Genomic DNA, 17,083 nt, shown 5'->3' on the forward strand with positions numbered 1-17,083 from the left:
CCCCCCGCCGATGCGTGTGCATCGGCGGGCGAACTATATGCCGTGATTAGGCCGAGAGCTTTGCGCGGCCCTTACCGCGGCGGTTCGACAGAATCGCGCGGCCTGCACGGGTACGCATACGCAGACGGAAGCCGTGCTTCTTAGCGCGACGGCGGTTGTTCGGCTGGAAAGTACGCTTGCTCATACTTTGTCTCCTTGATTTTTGCGGTTCGTGCCCTCACGGGTATCGGAACCGTACGCTTCTTGGTGCACGGAGGTACCGCGACTATTCGCAGTAGGCGGTGCACACACAACAGCACAACTTTAGAAGAGTGGAGGGCGTAAATCAAGTTCTTGACGCTTTTTTCCGCGTGATTCCGGGCTCGTTTGTGGCGTGGAGGCGGTGATTGCGGCGGGTGTACAGGCTGTGGAGACGCTACGTGCTCTTGGGACGCAAACCTGGGGATATTTACGGCAGTACGGTATCCACCATGGTGCATATCCCACCCATACCCCCTACTATCGGCGAGTTATCCACACCCCCGGACCTTTAGGCTATTCCGCTAAATATCAGGGAAGAAGGCATGTTATGCACTTAAATCCACCGCTTATCCACTTCTGTAATTACAAGTTTTCCACCGTGTGGAAAACTCTTGTGGATAACTTTCTCTCCCTGTGTATTAAGCGGGTAGAATCTTAATGACCTCGCGGTGGTTTCCGGCATAATTTCTTTACTGCACCACCGCTTCACATCGAGTGAAAGTAAAGAATTCCATGACCGACTCCCTTCAGGCGCGCTGGGCGCATCTGCTCTCCATTCTTGCCGCCGATCCGGCGGTGACGGCACGTCAGCGCGGTTTCGTGAATCTTGCGCAGCCTCAGGGACTGATGGGTTCTTCTCGCCTCATCATTGAAGTGCCGAATAAGCTCACCCGTGCGGTCTTTGAGGAGCAGATTAGCGCTTCGTTCCGTGCGGCTCTGCACGAGGCATTTGGCCCGTCGACTACCGCGCTTTTCGATGTGAATGAGTCGATGATTCCGGTTGAACCTGCAAGTCAGGACGTTTTCCACGGTGAGCGTGAGGTTCCTGTCGAGCACCAGCCCGCCCCTTCGGTAGCGACGGCTTCTGTGCATCCTGAGGCGCCCGCCGGTTCGCGCGCTTTTGAGTACTACACTGAGCCGCATCCGGGCCCTGACCACTATGAGGTGCCCGCTGATGAGCAGGTCACCCGCCCCTCCCTGCAGGCTTTGGAAGCGGAGCGTGCCGGATTCCCCTCCGCACAGCAGCCGGCGGCTCCTGTTGCGGGCGCGCCGGCGCCTCGCGAATACCCGGCACCTACTTTCGTTCCGGACGCCCCGACGGTACCGGAGGCCCAGCAGGTGCATCCGCATGAAGACCCGGAAAACGCGCCGACTTGGGATAGCTCTGCCCGACTGAACCCGAACTACACCTTCGACACCTTCGTGATTGGTCAGTCCAACCGCTTTGCGCACGCGAGCGCTTTCGCTGTGGCGGAGCAGCCCGGCATTGTCTACAACCCGCTGTTCATCTACGGCGGTTCGGGCTTGGGCAAGACCCACCTGCTACACGCGATCGGCCACTACACCAAGTACCTGTACCCGAATCTGCGCGTACGCTACGTGAATTCTGAGGAGTTCACGAACGATTTCATTAACTCGATTCGTGACGATGAGGGTTCGTCGTTCAAGCAGATTTACCGCAATGTTGACGTTCTGCTGATTGACGATATCCAGTTTTTGGCGGGTAAAGAGGCGACGATGGAGGAGTTCTTCCATACGTTTAACGCCCTGTACAACCACCAGAAGCAGATCGTGATTACCTCTGATTTGCCGCCGAAGCAGCTGACCGGTTTCGCTGAGCGTATGCGTTCGCGTTTCGGTTCGGGCCTGAACGTGGATGTGCAGCCTCCGGAGCTGGAGACTCGTATCGCGATTCTGCGGAAGAAGGCTCAGAACGAGATTTTGCCGGTGCGTGATGACGTCATGGAGTACATTGCTTCCCATGTCACGGCCAATATTCGCGAGTTGGAGGGCGCTCTGATTCGTGCGAGCGCTGCCGCCTCGATGAAGAAGCCGCCGGAGCCTATTACCCTGGCTGAGGCTGAGACCTATCTGAAGGATTTGCTCTCTGATACCGGTGGTGCGGAGATTACGTCGGCGCTGGTTTTGGCGACGGTGGCGAAGTATTTTGATGTGTCCATTGAGGATATGCAGTCGAAGTCTCGCACCCGTACGCTCACGAATGCGCGTCAGGTGGCGATGTATCTTCTGCGTGAGCTGACCGAGATGTCCCTGCCGCGTATTGGTAACGATTTGGGCGGTCGCGACCATACGACGGTGATGCACGCGGTGCGTAAGGTGAGCGCGCAGATGGCGGAGCGTCAGACGATTTTCAATCAGGTGACTGAGCTGACGAACTTGATCCGCCAGGAGCAGCGCGCCGCCGGCTAGATGTGCTTTTGTCCCTGTCCCGTAGCTTATTTTGTGCCTCGACTAGGTGTTTTATAGGCTTCGGGGCAGGGGCTTCACGCTGGATTCAAGGATTTTAGCGACTCTCAACACTGGATTTTCGGGGTGTGGATAAGCTGTGCTTTAACTCATGCGTTCGTGTGGACGTTAAGTGCATGAATATTCAAAAGGTGTGGAATCGAGGAAATGTATAAATATCCATACACAATACATCCTCAGCACTGAGTGGATTCTTCCACTTAATGTCCACAGGCTACTTCCGCGTCATTGCAGGCAAGGAAGGGGTTTTCCACCGTTTCCACAAGCGTTAATAATACTACTGTACTTAAAGAAAAAATCCTCCCCATAACAAGTAGTTCTGCTCGACCAACTGGGCTGGTTCAGGTTTTTCTGTGCGCCCCTACTGAAAACGTAGATTTTCGCGGATTTGGATCGATAGCTGCACGCTATCTCTGGGTTTGGATTTGAAGGTTGGGTTTGAAGAAGAAACCAACACCGAACCATTACCTAATTCGAACCTGTTTTCGACTGGGTTTGCTACGCCTTCCGCCTATCTTTGTAATTACAAAAATACAGCGGCTCTGCATGCCTCATCTCACCCGATTTTTCGCTGCAGGATCGACCTCTGTGTCTCTGTGTAATTACAAAATCCGGTAGGATGGATAGACGCGCGCGCGGAAGATTCACTGCGCATCAGAGCACGCGATATTTCCGGCTCTTTCGCCCATAAGCTTTACGTGCGCCCCAAAATGACTCTCCAATTCCGTGAAAGGCGCCTTCTCGATGAAATTCACCGTTGAACGCGATGTCCTTGCCGAAGCAGTCGGCTGGACGGCACGCTCACTTCCGCTGCGTCCCACCTCCCCCGTACTCAACGGTCTGCTGATTACCGCCTCCGCAGGTGAGGTCAGCATCGCAAGCTTCGATCACGAGACCAGCGCCCGTCAGGTCATTGCAGCCGATGTTGAAGCAGAAGGCGTGTGCCTGGTTCCCGGCAAGATCCTGGCAGAAATTTGCCGCTCCCTGCCGAACGCACCCGTCGAGTTCACTGCAGATGAGTCCGTGATTCGTATTCACTGCCGTTCCGCTAACTTCCAGCTGGCTGGCATGCCGGTCGTGGACTACCCCGAGCTTCCCGAGCTTCCTGAAATTTCAGGTACCGTGGACGGCGCCGAATTCGCTGAAGCCGTCAAGCAGGTTCAGATTGCTGTGTCCAAGGATGAGACCCTGCCGCTGCTGACCGGTATCCGCGTTGAAATCAATGGCGACACCATGACCCTGCTCGCCACCGACCGCTACCGCCTGGCAATGCGCGAGATTAAATGGAACCCGCGTAACCCCGATGTTCAGGCGGCTGTGCTGCTGAAGGCTAAGACCGTCTCTGAGGTCGGTAGCACCCTCTCCGGTTCCGGTGAGCTGTCTATCGCCCTGCCCGCAGCGGGTGAGCTGATCGGCTTCGCAGCGGGTACCCGCCGCACCACCAGCGTCCTGATGGACGGCGACTACCCCAACATCCGTGCGCTGTTCCCCGAGCAGACCCCGATTCACGCGGTGGTTCGCACCTCCGACCTGGCTGAGGCTGCTCGCCGTATCTCCCTAGTGGCGGAGCGTAACACTCCCCTGCGTCTGAAGTTCACTCAGGGTTCGGTTGCTATTGATGCCGGCCGCGGTGATGAGGCTCAGGCGTCCGAGACTCTGCAGGCTCACCTGTCCGGCGATGACATCACCGTTGCGTACAACCCCGCCTACCTCTCGGATGGTTTGAAGGTTTTCGGTACTGAGTTCGTTCGTTTCTCCTTCACCGATGCGCCGAAGCCCGCCGTGATTTCCGGTCAGAACGAGCCTCTAGCTGAGGATGACCGCAACTACCGTTACCTGCTGATGCCGGTCCGCCTACCGTCGAACTAGTTTCAGCCTTTGCCGCCCCGTACGTCTTTCGGTGCCCTGTGTGCCGCGAGTATGTGCGGGGTTGCGCTGTTTTTCTGTGCTCGTCCGCGCGGAAAAACCTAGTATTGTGACCTCTCGCGGTGCCCTCCAGCCGGGTGCTGTGAAGCCCCCTAACTAAGAACCTCCAGCTAAGAACCCCTAGCTAAGAACCCCTAGCTAAGAACCCGCGTATGAACCCCCGTGAAAGGAGCTTCCGGTGTATATCGACCATATTTCGTTGTTGGATTACCGCACCTACGCTCTGCTGAGCCTGCCTCTTTCGGCGGGAGTTACGGTGTTTCTTGGCTCGAATGGTGTGGGGAAAACCAATATTGTTGAGGCGATTGACTATGCGGCGTCGCTCTCTTCGCACCGTGTGAGCCATGACGGGCCGCTGGTTCGGGCGGGTGCTTCGCGCGCCTATATTCGCACCCGTACGGTGCGCGGTTCTCAGCAGACGGTGACCGAGTTTGAGATTGCTCCGGGGCAGAGCAATCGGGTGCGCATTAATCGTGCCGCGCCGGTGCGTGCCAAAGAGGCGCTGGGTATTGCCCGTACGGTGCTGTTCTCCCCGGAGGACCTTCAATTGGTGAAGGGAGACCCGGCGGGTCGTCGTCGTTTTGTGGACGATTTGGCAAGCTCTTTGCGTCCGGTGGTTTCCGGGTACCGTAGCGAGTATGAGCGGATTTTGCGGCAGCGTAATTCGCTGCTGAAATCCATGCAGCGTAACGCGCGGGACGAGAACGCTTTGAGCACGCTCTCGGTATGGGATGAGCAGCTGTCGACTCTGGGTGCTCAGCTGCTTTCAGCGCGTTTTCGTCTGTTACAGCGTTTTTTGCCGCAGCTTCGCCGCGCCTACACGGGGCTGACAGACGGCTCTAAAGAGGTTGGTTTCAACTATGAGTCGACTGTTTTTTCGAGCATGGGCGAGCGCTCAATCGAGCATGCGGCACTGATGCGCATTGAGGATCTCAAGGAGGCTTTGATGCGTGGTTTTACGGAGCGCCGACGCGACGAGATTGAGCGTGGCGTGACCCTGGTGGGTCCGCACCGTGAGGATATTACCCTGCTGCTCGGTGGCATGCCGGTGAAGCATTTTGCCTCGCACGGCGAGAGCTGGTCTTTTGCTCTGGCTCTGAAGTTGGCGTCCTGGTTTGTGCATGTTGAGGATGACTCCTCGGCGGGTTCTTCGCCGATTCTGATTCTTGATGATGTGTTTGCGGAGCTTGATTCTGCGCGCCGCCACCGCCTGGGTGCGATGGTCGCCAACGCGGAGCAGGTGCTGATTACCTGCGCAGTACTTAGCGATATTCCGGAGGAGCTGGGCGACTACCGCCTGGTGTCGGTGACGGCGGGGCACGCCGAGTATGTGCAACCCGCCGGCGACTCTGTCACTGACTCTGTGGGGCAGTCGAACTCGACCGTTTCTGCGCTCGCGGAAGGTGGCGGCGATGAGTAGCCCCGTCCACCCTCAAAACCATGTTTCACGTGAAACATTCGATGAGTTCGCGGAATCGCAGTTTGCGGAGCCTCAAAACCCGCACGAGGTTGATAGCGTGGGCGAGTTCTACCGCGACGAGGTGGATGCCCCCTCCGCCCTGCTGACCCGTATGCGCGTGGCGGCTCAAGAACGCGGCGAAGCACCTCTCAACGCCTTCTCGGCGAATAAAATCATGCGCGATTTCGGTGCAGTCATGTCCGGCACTGCGTCGAAGAAGGAATCACGGCGAGCGCAGGGCTGGGACCCCCGCGTTATGGGCGGCTATAGCGGCCCCGGGGAGAGCTCTCGCGACCCTAAACCCCTCGGTGGCATTGTCAGTGCTCTGATTCGTTCTCGCGGCTGGAAAGATCCCGTGGCTGTCTCGAGCGTGCTGGCTCGCTGGGGTGAGCTGGTCGGTCCGGAAATTGCCGCACACACCCGCCCGATTAGCTTTGAAAATTCCATTGTTGAAGTTCAGTGCGACTCTACTGCCTGGACCACCCAGCTGCGCCTGATGCACGGGCACCTCATCGAACTTTTCCGCCGGGAACTGGGCGAGGGGGTCGTAGCTCAGGTCCGCGTTTTGGGTCCGAATAACGGTCGCTGGAGCCAGCGAGGTTATCGGCGCGCCACCGGCATGCGCGGTGTGCGCGATACCTACGGGTAGGCGCATCGCATCACAGCGTCGCATTGCCTCCGGCGGGAAAGCTTGGGATTCGGGGCGCGTTGCATAAAACGTGCCCCTTTTCTGCGTCTCATGATTTTCTGCACGCTATGAAAGCTTTAGAATCGCCGGCAACCTCCACGAAGTGGTGAACTGTACCCCCTATCTCAAAAGGGGGTTGAAGCACTCTAAACCGCCTTTGCGGGCTTTTGAAGGGGTGGTAGTGCCCAAAAAAGCTCAATATATGACGTATGTAGATGGTTTTATGCTCTCTTGCTCGGTAAAATAAAAGAGACAATGCGTAAAGTGTGCCCACCTATGGGTACCACCGGCAACGCGGGTTGTGCAGGCACTATCTGGTGCCTTTCGTGAGGCGTTCTAGGCTCCCCTCTGAGCTGCCCGCAGTTCTTCTTCGCCGGTTGCATCATCTACTCAAGGAGTTCTGCCTCGTGGCATCTGAACAGAATGCATCTGAACAGCAGCATGAATACGGTGCATCCGATATTACCGTGCTGGAAGGTCTGGAAGCGGTTCGCAAGCGCCCCGGCATGTACATTGGCTCGACCACTGAGCGCGGTCTGCACCACCTGGTCTACGAGGTCGTAGATAACTCGGTCGACGAAGCGCTCGCCGGTTACGCCTCCAAAATTGACGTGACCATTCAGGCTGACGGCGCTGTTCGCGTAGAGGACGACGGCCGCGGTATCCCCGTGGATGAGCACCCCACCGAGCACAAGTCCACCGTTGAGGTTGTTATGACCGTGCTGCACGCTGGCGGTAAGTTCGGCGGTGGCGGCTACTCGGTTTCCGGTGGTCTGCACGGTGTGGGTATTTCCGTGGTGAACGCGCTGTCTACCCGTGTGATTACCGAGGTGCACCGCCAGGGCTACGCGTGGCATATCTCCTTCTCGAACGGCGGTGTTCCGGATGGTCCCCTGCGCCGCGGCGAGCCCTCCGATAAGACCGGTACCATTCAGACTTTCTACCCGGATCCGGAAATTTTTGAGACCGTCGAGTTCGACTTTGAGACTCTGCGCGCGCGTTTCCAGCAGATGGCGTTCCTGAATAAGGGCCTGACCATCACCCTGACCGATGAGCGTGAGAAGTTCGCCGGTGACGAGGTTGCTGAAGAGAGCGAGAAGAAGGAAAACGTCCTCAACCGCGTGCGTGCGAACGCTGACGGTTTCACGACCGTCACTTACCGTTATGACAACGGCCTGTTCGACTACGTGCACTTCCTCAACGCTGGCGCGAAGACCATCGTGAACGAGGAGATTGTCTCCTTCGAGTCTGAAGACACCGACCGCAACATGAGCCTGGAAGTGGCAATGCAGTGGACCGGCGCGTACAAGGAATCCGTCTACTCGTACGCGAACACGATTAACACCCACGAGGGTGGTACCCACGAAGAGGGTTTCCGTGCCGCTCTGACCTCCCTGGTGAACCGTTACGCGCGTGAGAACAAGCTGCTGCGCGATAAGGATGATAACCTCACCGGTGAAGACGTACGTGAGGGCCTGACCGCGGTCATTTCGATTAAGATTTCTGAGCCGCAGTTCGAAGGCCAGACCAAGACCAAACTGGGCAACTCGGAGGCGAAGTCCTTCACCCAGCGTGAGGTGAACGATCACCTCGGCGACTGGTTCGGTCGTAACCCCGCAGTGGCGAAGGACATCGTTCGCCGTGCAATTACCGCCGCTCAGGCGCGTATTGCAGCTCGTAAGGCTCGCGAGACCACCCGCCGTAAGGGTCTGCTGGAGACCAGTTCCATGCCCGGTAAGCTCAAGGACTGCTCCTCGAAGGATCCGTCAATCTCTGAGATTTACCTGGTGGAGGGTGACTCTGCGGGCGGTTCGGCGGTGCAGGGTCGTAACCCGAATACTCAGGCTATTCTGCCGCTGCGCGGTAAGATCCTGAACGTTGAGCGCGCTCGCCTGGACCGTGCCCTGTCCAATGCTGAGATTCAGGCGATGATTACCGCCTTCGGTACCGGCATTGGTGACGACTTCGATATTGAGAAGGCACGCTACCACAAGATTGTTCTGATGGCGGATGCGGATGTCGACGGCCAGCACATTACGACCCTGCTGCTGACCCTGCTCTTCCGCTTCATGCGTCCGCTGATTGAGGCTGGTTACGTGTACCTGGCTCAGCCGCCGCTGTACCGCATCAAGTGGTCGAACGCTCCGCACGATTATGTGTACTCGGACGCTGAGCGTGATGAGGCTCTGGCTCGTGGTGCGGCGAAGAACCTGCGTCTGCCCAAGGAGAACGGCATTCAGCGTTACAAGGGTCTGGGTGAGATGGACTACACCGAGCTGTGGGACACCACCATGGACCCGGCTCGTCGTACCCTGCTTCAGGTGAAGATGGAGGATGCGGCAGCGGCTGACCAGATCTTCTCTGTTCTGATGGGCGAGGACGTTGAGGCTCGCCGTGAGTTTATCCAGCAGAACGCAAAGGACATTCGATTCCTCGATATCTAGCCCGAATCAATATATACCCTACGGGCAATATACCAGTCGGGGTATATATTGATTGAGCTATTAATTTAATGAGAAAGTTATGAGCGAAGAACACCAGAATGAGACTACCAAAGCTGACGTTGTCAGCAATGGTGGCGCTGAAAGCGTAGACCACCACGGTCACATTGAACAGGTGGACCTGCAGACCGAAATGCAGCGTTCCTACCTGGACTACGCAATGGCGGTTATTATTGGCCGCGCCCTGCCGGATGTGCGTGACGGCCTCAAGCCCGTGCACCGCCGCGTGATCTACGCGATGTACGACGGCGGCTACCGCCCGGACCGATCCTTCAATAAGTGCGCCCGCGTGGTCGGCGACGTGATGGGTCAGTTCCACCCCCACGGCGATAGCGCTATCTACGACACTCTGGTGCGTCTGATTCAGAGCTGGATTATGCGTTACCCGCTGGCTCTGGGTCAGGGTAACTTCGGCTCCCCCGGTAACGACGGTGCTGCAGCGCCTCGATACACCGAGACCAAGATGGCTCCCATTGCTCTTGAGATGGTGCGTGACATCAACGAAGACACCGTTGATTTCCAGCCCAACTACGACGGCAAGTCCCTGGAGCCTACCGTTCTACCCGCGCGCATCCCGAACCTGCTGGTCAACGGTTCTTCGGGTATTGCTGTGGGTATGGCGACCAATATTCCGCCGCATAACCTGCGTGAGGTTGCCGAGGGTGTGGAGTGGTTCCTGAAGAACCCGCACGCCACCAACGAGGAGCTGCTAAACGCTCTGATGGCGCGCATTAAGGGCCCCGATTTCCCGACCGGTGCGCAGATTCTGGGCACCAAGGGCATTGAGGATGCGTACCGTACTGGCCGCGGCTCTATCACCATGCGCGCGGTGGTCAACGTGGAGGAAATCCACGGTCGTACCTGCCTGGTGGTTACCGAGCTGCCGTACCAGGCGAACCCGGATAACCTGGCGATTAAGATTGCTGAGCTCATCAAGGACGGTAAGGTCACCGGCATCGCGGATCTGCGCGATGAGACTTCGGGCCGTACCGGTCAGCGTCTGGTGATTGTGCTCAAGCGTGATGCTTCCCCGAAGGTTGTGCTGAACAACCTGTACAAGCACACCCAGTTGCAGGAGAACTTCTCCGCGAATATGCTCGCCATTGTGGATGGCGTGCCGCGTACCCTGTCCCTGGATGCGTTTGTGCGTCACTGGGTGGATCACCAGATGGACGTTATCGTTCGTCGTACCCGTTACCGTCTGCGTCAGGCGGAGGAAGAGGCGCACATCCTGCGTGGCCTGCTGAAGGCTCTGGATGCTCTGGATGAGGTTATTGCCCTGATTCGCCGCTCCCCCACTGCTGATGAGGCGCGTAGCGGCCTGATGGAGTTCCTGCAGATTGATGAGGCTCAGGCTCAGGCAATTCTGAACATGCAGCTGCGTCGTTTGGCTGCTTTGGAGCGTCAGAAGATTCAGGATCGTCACGATGAGCTGATGCGCATGATCGCTGAGTACAACGCGATTATTGCTTCGGAGACTCGCCAGCGCGAGATTATCTCTGAGGAGCTGGGCGAGATTGTGAACCGCTACGGCGATGAGCGTCGCACCCAGATTATGTACGGCTACAACGGCGACATGTCCATGGAAGACCTCATCCCCGAGGAAGAGGTCGTGGTTACGATTACTCGCGGCGGCTACATTAAGCGCACCCGCAGTGATCAGTACCGTAGCCAGCACCGCGGCGGTAAGGGCATTAAGGGTGCCTCGCTGCGCGGTGATGACGTGGTGGAGCACTTCTTTGTGACCACTACGCACAGCTGGATTCTGTTCTTCACGAACCTGGGTCGCGTGTACCGTGCGAAGGGTTACGAGCTGCAGGAAGCCGGTCGTGACGCGAAGGGTCAGCACATTGCGAACCTGCTGGAGTTCCAGGGCGGTGAGCATATTGCTCAGGTCATGGAGCTGAAGAGCTACGAGGATGCTGAGTACCTGGTGCTTGCTACTCGCGGTGGCATGGTGAAGAAGAGCCGTCTGAGCGATTACGATACGAACCGTACTGCCGGCCTGATTGCGATTAACCTGCGTGAGGGCGATGAGGTTGTTTCGGCGTTCACCGTTTCGGATAAGGACGATATTCTGCTGGTGTCGCGTAACGGTATGTCGCTGCGCTTCCACGCTGATGATGCGTCGTTGCGCCCGATGGGTCGTTCGACCTCGGGTGTGACCGGTATGAAGTTCCGTGACGGCGATGAGCTGATTTCTGCGAACGTGGTTACTGAGGGCTCCTTCGTCTTCGTGGTCACTGAGGGTGGTTACGCGAAGCGTACGAGCGTGGATGAGTACCGCGTGCAGGGCCGTAACGGTTTCGGTATTAAGGTTGCTAAGCTAGTTGAGGATCGTGGCGCCCTGGTGGGTGGCCTCATCGTGGACGAAGAGGACGAGGTGCTGGTGGTTATGGCCAGCGGCAAGGTCGTTCGTTCGAACGTGAATGAGGTTCCTGCGAAGGGACGCGATACTATGGGTGTTATCTTTGCAAAGCCCGGTAAGGGCGATTCTATTATTGGTGTTGCACGCAACCAGGATCGTCAGCTGGATGATAGCGACGATGAAACCACTGAGAACACCGAGGCTTCGGAGTCTTCTGAGGCGCCCGGTACGGACAACGAGGGTGAAGCGGCGGCTGCCGATCTCACCGCTACTGGAGGTAACTAATGAGCAGCACTCCCGCGAGCTCCTCTCCTGCGTCGGCACAGCGTTCGGCGTCGGCTGGTGCATCTAAGTCTTCGGGTGCGGCTAAGGCTGGCGCGCGTCGCCCGGCTCAGGCACGTTCGGGCCAGGCCCGTCCTGGCGGTACCGCTAAGCGTCCTGCCGGTAAGCGCCCTGTGAATGCTAAGCGTCCGACTGGTTCGCGCCGTCAGTTGGTGCGTCCGGCGCCGCGTTCGAAGATTCGTCGCGCGCGTCTGGTGGTTCAGAAGGTTGATACGTGGTCGGTTGCTAAGCTAATCTTCCTGCTGTCTATTGCCTTGGGCATCGTGACCGTCGTGGCTTCGGTGATTCTCTGGCTGTTCCTGCAGGCTTCTGGCGCGTTTACCGGTGTGAACCAGCTGATTAGCTCTCTGGGTACCGGTTCGACCACTGTGGATATTTCGCAGATGATTTCGCTGGGTCAGGTTGCTTTGGTGACTACTATTTTTGCTGTGGTCAACACTGTGGTCTTTACTCTGCTGGGTATGATTGGCGCGATTCTGTACAACCTGGCTGCGAAGCTGGTTGGTGGCGTGACCTTGACTCTGAGCGATGAGTCCTAGTTTGTAGCTTTTTGAGCTTTGTGTGCGGGCGGTGCCCCTCTGGATGGAGGTGGTGCCGCCCGCTCTGTATGCTTGGGAACCCCCAATATTAAAGTGTGATGCAGAACATGCTTTTTCGATTTGGTGTTACCTGCAAACACCTGTATAGTTATATCTCGTTCTACGGAAGAAATTCCGCAGAGGGAGGGCGTATAGCTCAGACGGTTAGAGCGCTTCGCTGATAACGAAGAGGTCCCAAGTTCGATTCTTGGTACGCCCACTCCACACTGTGAAAGGCAATAATGAAGAAATTATTGATTCTTGCTGTTCTTTCGTGTGTCACTGTGATGGTCTTGAAAAAGTATCAGAGCAATGAAGTCGTGAAGGCTTGGAAAAATAACTAAACAGTGGTTTCCGCTGAGACGGGGGCGTGGCGCAATTGGTAGCGCATCTGCTTTGCAAGCAGAGGGTTAGGGGTTCGAGTCCCCTCGCCTCCACTTTCCGGTGATTATAGCAAGAGGGAAACGCCTGGTTCCATTCCGAACCCAGAAGCTAAGACTCTTCGCGCCGATGGTACTGCACTTTTGTGGGTGTGGGAGAGTAGGTCATCGCCGGTTTATTTTTGAAAAAGACCCCGTATCGAAAGATACGGGGTCTTTTGTTGTATTCGCCAAAGTTGTTGTATCTGCTGATGTGATGCGGGGGAATAGGTGCGAATACCTCGCGAAGCTGATGTGCTGCGTGCGCCGCGGGTATAGATTCAATTCTTCGTGATATTCGAATGTGCACGGCTGTAGGAAACCCCTACTGTGGAGAATGTGCTCCGCAGAAAGCCCCGCGCCGTAAAACCCACAGGGGTGTCCCGTGTGGGTAGCTCGGTGACCTAAATGAGGTCTGAATAATAAAGGTGTGTCACAAAAAGAAAGCTGGGAGGTTCCTGAAAGTGAACACTTGGTGAACACACTTTAGCCTCTTGATGGATATAATCACCCCTCTCCCCCGCACTCTCGCATAAGCCACATAAACCAACTTAAGCATTCCGATAGGTGCACCCTTTTTTCCGCGGAATATCGGGAGAGTTTCCCCTGAAATATGGGCTCTATAGTAAAACCCTCATAAAAATCCGCTCAATGCCGTGGGTTTATCTGTTATTTCGTGTTAATTCGGAATACTTTAGATTTCGCGAAAACCGACAGATAATTTTCTTGTGACTACAGAACTCATTATTCTCGTGATCGTGGTGCTGACCGCGCTCGCCTTCGACTTTACGAATGGCTTCCACGACACCGGCAACGCGATGGCAACCTCCATCGCCACCGGTGCGCTGAAGCCTAAGACCGCCGTGGCGCTGTCTGCGTCCCTGAACCTCGTCGGCGCGTTCCTCTCTGTTGAGGTGGCACGCTCGGTTGGTAGCGGCATCGTGAACCTGGATCGTATCGATGTAACAACAGACGGCCCGGCGCTGATGCTTATCGTCTTTACCGGCCTGGTTGGCGGCATCCTCTGGAATGTTTTGACCTGGCTTCTGGGTCTTCCCTCCTCCTCATCGCACGCTCTGTTTGGTGGCCTGATTGGTTCGGCTATTGTCGCGATCGGCTTTGACGGCGTGCAGTGGATGGGCGTTCTGTCCAAGATTATTGTTCCCGCGGTCCTCTCCCCCGTCATTGCGGCTATTGTGGCGGCAACCGGCACTTGGCTGGTCTACCGTATTGCTGCCCCGGTGGCTGACGACCGTAAGCACGGCGGCTTCCGCAAGGGACAGGTTGCGACCGCATCCCTGATGTCTCTGGCGCACGGTACCAACGATGCGCAGAAGACCATGGGCGTGATCTTCCTGGCTCTGGTTGCTTCGGGCACTCTGAGCAACGATGACGCGATCCCCCTGTGGGTGAAGGCTTCCTGCGCTATTGCTATTGCTCTGGGTACTTACCTGGGCGGTTGGCGCATTATCCGCACCCTCGGTAAGGGCATCGTTGAGGTAGACACCCCGCAGGGTGTTGCTGCTGACGGTGCATCCGCTGCGATTATTCTGACCTCCTCCCACTTCGGTATGGCTCTGTCGACCACTCACGTGGCGTCCGGTTCGATTCTGGGTAGTGGCCTGGGTCGTAAGGGTGCTGAGGTTCGCTGGTCTGTTGCTGGCCGCATGGTGGTTGCTTGGCTGATTACCCTGCCGGCTGCCGCGATTGTGGGTGCTCTGACCTGGTTGATTGGTCACGGCCTGAATGCTCTGACCGGCACCCAGTTTGTTGGCGAAATGACCGTGTTCGCTCTGCTGGTGATCTTCTGCTTCCTGATGTGGCGTCATTCCCAGAAGGACAACATTGACGCTTCGAACGTGACTGGCGACTGGGATGAAAAGGAAGGCGCTGCAGTCACCAGCGCTGAGGCATCCGCAGAAGCCCAGACCCTTGCTACTGAGAAGGCAGGTTCGTAGTCGTGGAATATCTGATGGACATTGTGAACAAGGTTATTCCGGTGCTGATTGCCGGTTTGTTCTTTGGCGCGGGCCTTCCGGCGCTCTATGCGCTGGGTCTGCGTATGCTGGCTGGTCGTACCGAGTACACCGCGGACGGCAAGCTCGTTGAAATTGAGCCTCCGGGAACGGCGGCGAAGATTGCTGCGTTCTGCATTTTTGCTATTATCGTAGCAATCGTAATCATCGGTATTCTCTGGGTCGCTAAGGACTTTATCGACCACACTTTCGGCTGGAATATCTTCGGCGTAACCGGTGGAGGCCACTAATCCCGTGAACACTAAATTGCATATGATGACTGCTTCGAAGGAGGGGCTCGATGCCTGATAAGAGCATGATCTCTCGAGTAATCGACTGGCTGAGCGTCGGGTATCCCAAGGATGTTCCGGTGCAGGACCGCGCGGCAGTGATGGCTATTTTGAAGATGCGTCTGACCGATGAGCAGCTGCAGGAAGTTGTTCGCCAGCTCATGCAGTCCCGTGCTGCCCGTGGTGAGGCGTACGTGAGTGACCAGCGCATTAATGAGTACATTCGTCGAGTGGTGGATCATACCCCGACCCCGCAGGATATTGACCGCGTCGCTAAGATTCTTGGTGCGCACGGCTTCCTGATTGCGGAGAACCATGTGAATGAGGACGCCGAGCCTACGGCTGGCGGTACCGAGTACGTGACCTACGATGATCCGACGACCGGTGAGATTCGTATCGCTGAGTTGGCTGCCGAGTCGGCTAATATTCCGGCTCCGAACGCTACGACTGCGCAGGATAACTAAATAGCCTGCGGTGAGAGTTGAGAGCTCTCATGAAGTTTGTGACCTATGGGGTGGACTGAGTCCACCCCATAGGTTTTCTTTATGCCCTTCGAATGATGCGCAGCGGGTTGTCGGCATGTGCATGGGTGCGGGCGGTATTCTAGAGGGACTTCACTCCCCTCAAACCGTTGGTGGGCTTTGTGCCCGCCCTGCATCCTGGAGATTCTGTGTCTTCTTCCCCTTCTTTGGAACCCGAGAGCTCTCACATTCCCGATACTTCTACCCGGGGAGCCTCTCAGGGCTCTTCTGAAGCGGCATCCGTTGCCGCTGGGGACCCTGTGGCTAAGACCCCTTCTACCCGCGTCGATGCCGCTAAAGAGGCTATTGCCGAGCAGGCGCGCCGCCTCGTGGTTCCTCGCCGTTCCCTGCTTCTGACCGGTGGCGTGATTGCTGCCGCCGGGGTGCTTGCCGCGATGCCGCAGATTGCCGCCACCGGTGTTCTGGGTGAGGACGCTGCGGTGGTGGTTTCAAACGAGAAGCTGTTGGCGCGCCGTGAGCGTCTGGTTCGCGAGAATATTGATACCCGCTACCTGAAGATTGAGTCGCTGGGGCGTATCTATGTGGGTCAGGGGCGTACTGAGCAGGATCTGCGTCTGGTGGGTTCTTTCTCCCTCACGGAGGCGGCGCAGGCTGATTTGGCGGCGGCTGCTACGGCGCTGACGAATCTGTCCGTTTACGGCTCTTTGCACCGGCTGAGTGTCACCTATGGCGGCGTGGACTCGGCGAATGACCCGCAGAACGTTGCTAACACCGCTACGGATGCGCCGGTGGGCCCGCTGCGCGTCAATGATTCGGCAACTCTGAAGGAAGAGCAGTGGCTGAAGGTGCTGACCGCTAACGCGGCGCTGGGTACTAATGCGAGCTACGCTCAGGTGAGTCTGCTGGCGGATGAGCTGCGCCTGAACGCCGTTGTGATTGATGAGAACTATGAGTCCCTGCTGAAGCGCTTCCGTGCGCTGGCTGAGCTGGATCTGAAGAACGAGCAGGTGCAGCAGATTCACCTGAATATTCAGTTGGCTCCGGATAAGGCGCTGACCCTGCCCTCGGGTGCGCAGTCGAAGATCTCGGTGAGCGTTGCGGAGTCTTCACGTGTGGCAACGGTGGCTGATGTGCTGTCGAAGGCCGCCACGAGAAAGGAACTAAATACCCTGGCGTCGTTCTCGCTGGTGTGGAACGCCCGTGAAAAGTACCCCTCGGCGAGCCAGTGGGACGCGTTCAAGCTGGGATTCAAGGCGCCGGAATCGAAGGAAGAGTCCGCGAAGGAGGCGCAACGCACCGCGGTTCGTAAGTATCTGCAGGAAGTGAGCGGTCCGCTGCAGGCTCTGACGAAGCGTGAGGCGACGGTGCCGGGTGAGGTTATTTCCTAACCCCTCAGTAATGTGATGGGTCTAACTAAAAAAATGCGCCTGAGGATTTGGTGAAGTCGTAAAAGGTGTTATAGACTAATAAAGCACCGCGGGGGCGTGGCGCAATTGGTAGCGCATCT

General features: G+C 57.1%; 12 protein-coding genes, 2 tRNA genes and 1 rRNA gene. 14 read left to right on the forward strand and 1 reads right to left on the reverse strand.

All coding sequences use genetic code 11. The features are described from left to right. Positions 1-46: 46 nt before the first annotated feature. Positions 47-184 (reverse strand): 50S ribosomal protein L34, encoded by a 138-nt coding sequence (gene rpmH / locus HMPREF2605_RS00290; protein WP_049332235.1) that lies wholly within the window; start codon positions 182-184, stop codon positions 47-49. A 569-nt stretch (positions 185-753) separates the two neighbouring features. Between rpmH and dnaA the strand changes: the two genes are divergently transcribed. The 14 genes from dnaA to HMPREF2605_RS00360 all read left to right on the forward strand — a co-directional run bounded on the left by dnaA (position 754) and on the right by HMPREF2605_RS00360 (position 16,964). Next, positions 754-2,451, forward strand: a complete 1,698-nt coding sequence (dnaA, locus tag HMPREF2605_RS00295; RefSeq protein ID WP_070846623.1) for a chromosomal replication initiator protein DnaA — start codon at positions 754-756, stop codon at positions 2,449-2,451. 801 nt (positions 2,452-3,252) lie between these two features. After that, positions 3,253-4,377 (forward strand): DNA polymerase III subunit beta, encoded by a 1,125-nt coding sequence (dnaN, locus tag HMPREF2605_RS00300; protein ID WP_070846624.1) that lies wholly within the window; start codon positions 3,253-3,255, stop codon positions 4,375-4,377. 235 nt (positions 4,378-4,612) lie between these two features. Then, positions 4,613-5,854 (forward strand): DNA replication/repair protein RecF, encoded by a 1,242-nt coding sequence (recF, locus tag HMPREF2605_RS00305; RefSeq protein ID WP_070846625.1) that lies wholly within the window; start codon positions 4,613-4,615, stop codon positions 5,852-5,854. Next, entirely contained in the window at positions 5,847-6,542 is a 696-nt protein-coding gene (locus tag HMPREF2605_RS00310; RefSeq protein WP_070846626.1) for a DciA family protein, read from the forward strand. The genes recF and HMPREF2605_RS00310 overlap by 8 nt, the downstream gene beginning before the upstream one ends. A 446-nt stretch (positions 6,543-6,988) precedes the next feature. Beyond that, positions 6,989-9,025 (forward strand): DNA topoisomerase (ATP-hydrolyzing) subunit B, encoded by a 2,037-nt coding sequence (gyrB, locus tag HMPREF2605_RS00315; protein ID WP_070846627.1) that lies wholly within the window; start codon positions 6,989-6,991, stop codon positions 9,023-9,025. A 79-nt stretch (positions 9,026-9,104) separates the two neighbouring features. Next, positions 9,105-11,735, forward strand: a complete 2,631-nt coding sequence (gene gyrA / locus HMPREF2605_RS00320) for a DNA gyrase subunit A (protein WP_070846628.1) — start codon at positions 9,105-9,107, stop codon at positions 11,733-11,735. Further along, the gene (locus HMPREF2605_RS00325) at positions 11,735-12,331 is read left to right on the forward strand and encodes a DUF3566 domain-containing protein (protein ID WP_005508012.1); all 597 of its coding nucleotides are present in this window, start codon (positions 11,735-11,737) and stop codon (positions 12,329-12,331) included. The genes gyrA and HMPREF2605_RS00325 overlap by 1 nt, the downstream gene beginning before the upstream one ends. A gap of 185 nt (positions 12,332-12,516) precedes the next feature. Then, positions 12,517-12,590, forward strand: a tRNA-Ile gene (locus HMPREF2605_RS00330). Between the two features lie 144 nt (positions 12,591-12,734). Beyond that, a tRNA-Ala gene (locus HMPREF2605_RS00335) sits at positions 12,735-12,807 on the forward strand. A gap of 3 nt (positions 12,808-12,810) precedes the next feature. After that, positions 12,811-12,927: ribosomal RNA gene (rrf, locus tag HMPREF2605_RS00340) — 5S ribosomal RNA — on the forward strand. A gap of 590 nt (positions 12,928-13,517) precedes the next feature. Next, positions 13,518-14,747, forward strand: a complete 1,230-nt coding sequence (locus HMPREF2605_RS00345; protein ID WP_012902636.1) for an inorganic phosphate transporter — start codon at positions 13,518-13,520, stop codon at positions 14,745-14,747. Positions 14,748-14,761: 14 nt separating this feature from the next. Next, positions 14,762-15,055, forward strand: coding sequence for a hypothetical protein (locus HMPREF2605_RS00350; RefSeq protein WP_044149971.1), 294 nt, complete (start codon positions 14,762-14,764; stop codon positions 15,053-15,055). Between the two features lie 50 nt (positions 15,056-15,105). After that, entirely contained in the window at positions 15,106-15,558 is a 453-nt protein-coding gene (locus tag HMPREF2605_RS00355) for a DUF3349 domain-containing protein (protein ID WP_070819200.1), read from the forward strand. A gap of 317 nt (positions 15,559-15,875) precedes the next feature. Further along, on the forward strand, positions 15,876-16,964 hold the full coding sequence (locus HMPREF2605_RS00360; protein WP_246828139.1) for an acetamidase: 1,089 nt from the start codon (positions 15,876-15,878) through the stop codon (positions 16,962-16,964). Positions 16,965-17,083 lie beyond the last annotated feature (119 nt).

This window comes from Rothia sp. HMSC065C03 (genome assembly GCF_001837295.1).
Lineage (GTDB): Bacteria > Actinomycetota > Actinomycetes > Actinomycetales > Micrococcaceae > Rothia.

Bases quoted from the DNA above. Each gene is read 5' to 3' on its own strand.
- dnaA (WP_070846623.1), top strand. From the start codon at position 754: ATGACCGACTCCCTTCAGGCGCGCTGGGCGCATCTGCTCTCCATTCTT.
- gyrA (WP_070846628.1), top strand. From the start codon at position 9,105: ATGAGCGAAGAACACCAGAATGAGACTACCAAAGCTGACGTTGTCAGC.
- HMPREF2605_RS00325 (WP_005508012.1), top strand. From the start codon at position 11,735: ATGAGCAGCACTCCCGCGAGCTCCTCTCCTGCGTCGGCACAGCGTTCG.
- dnaN (WP_070846624.1), top strand. From the start codon at position 3,253: ATGAAATTCACCGTTGAACGCGATGTCCTTGCCGAAGCAGTCGGCTGG.
- HMPREF2605_RS00350 (WP_044149971.1), top strand. From the start codon at position 14,762: ATGGACATTGTGAACAAGGTTATTCCGGTGCTGATTGCCGGTTTGTTC.
- HMPREF2605_RS00310 (WP_070846626.1), top strand. From the start codon at position 5,847: ATGAGTAGCCCCGTCCACCCTCAAAACCATGTTTCACGTGAAACATTC.
- HMPREF2605_RS00355 (WP_070819200.1), top strand. From the start codon at position 15,106: ATGCCTGATAAGAGCATGATCTCTCGAGTAATCGACTGGCTGAGCGTC.
- rpmH (WP_049332235.1), bottom strand. From the start codon at position 184: ATGAGCAAGCGTACTTTCCAGCCGAACAACCGCCGTCGCGCTAAGAAG.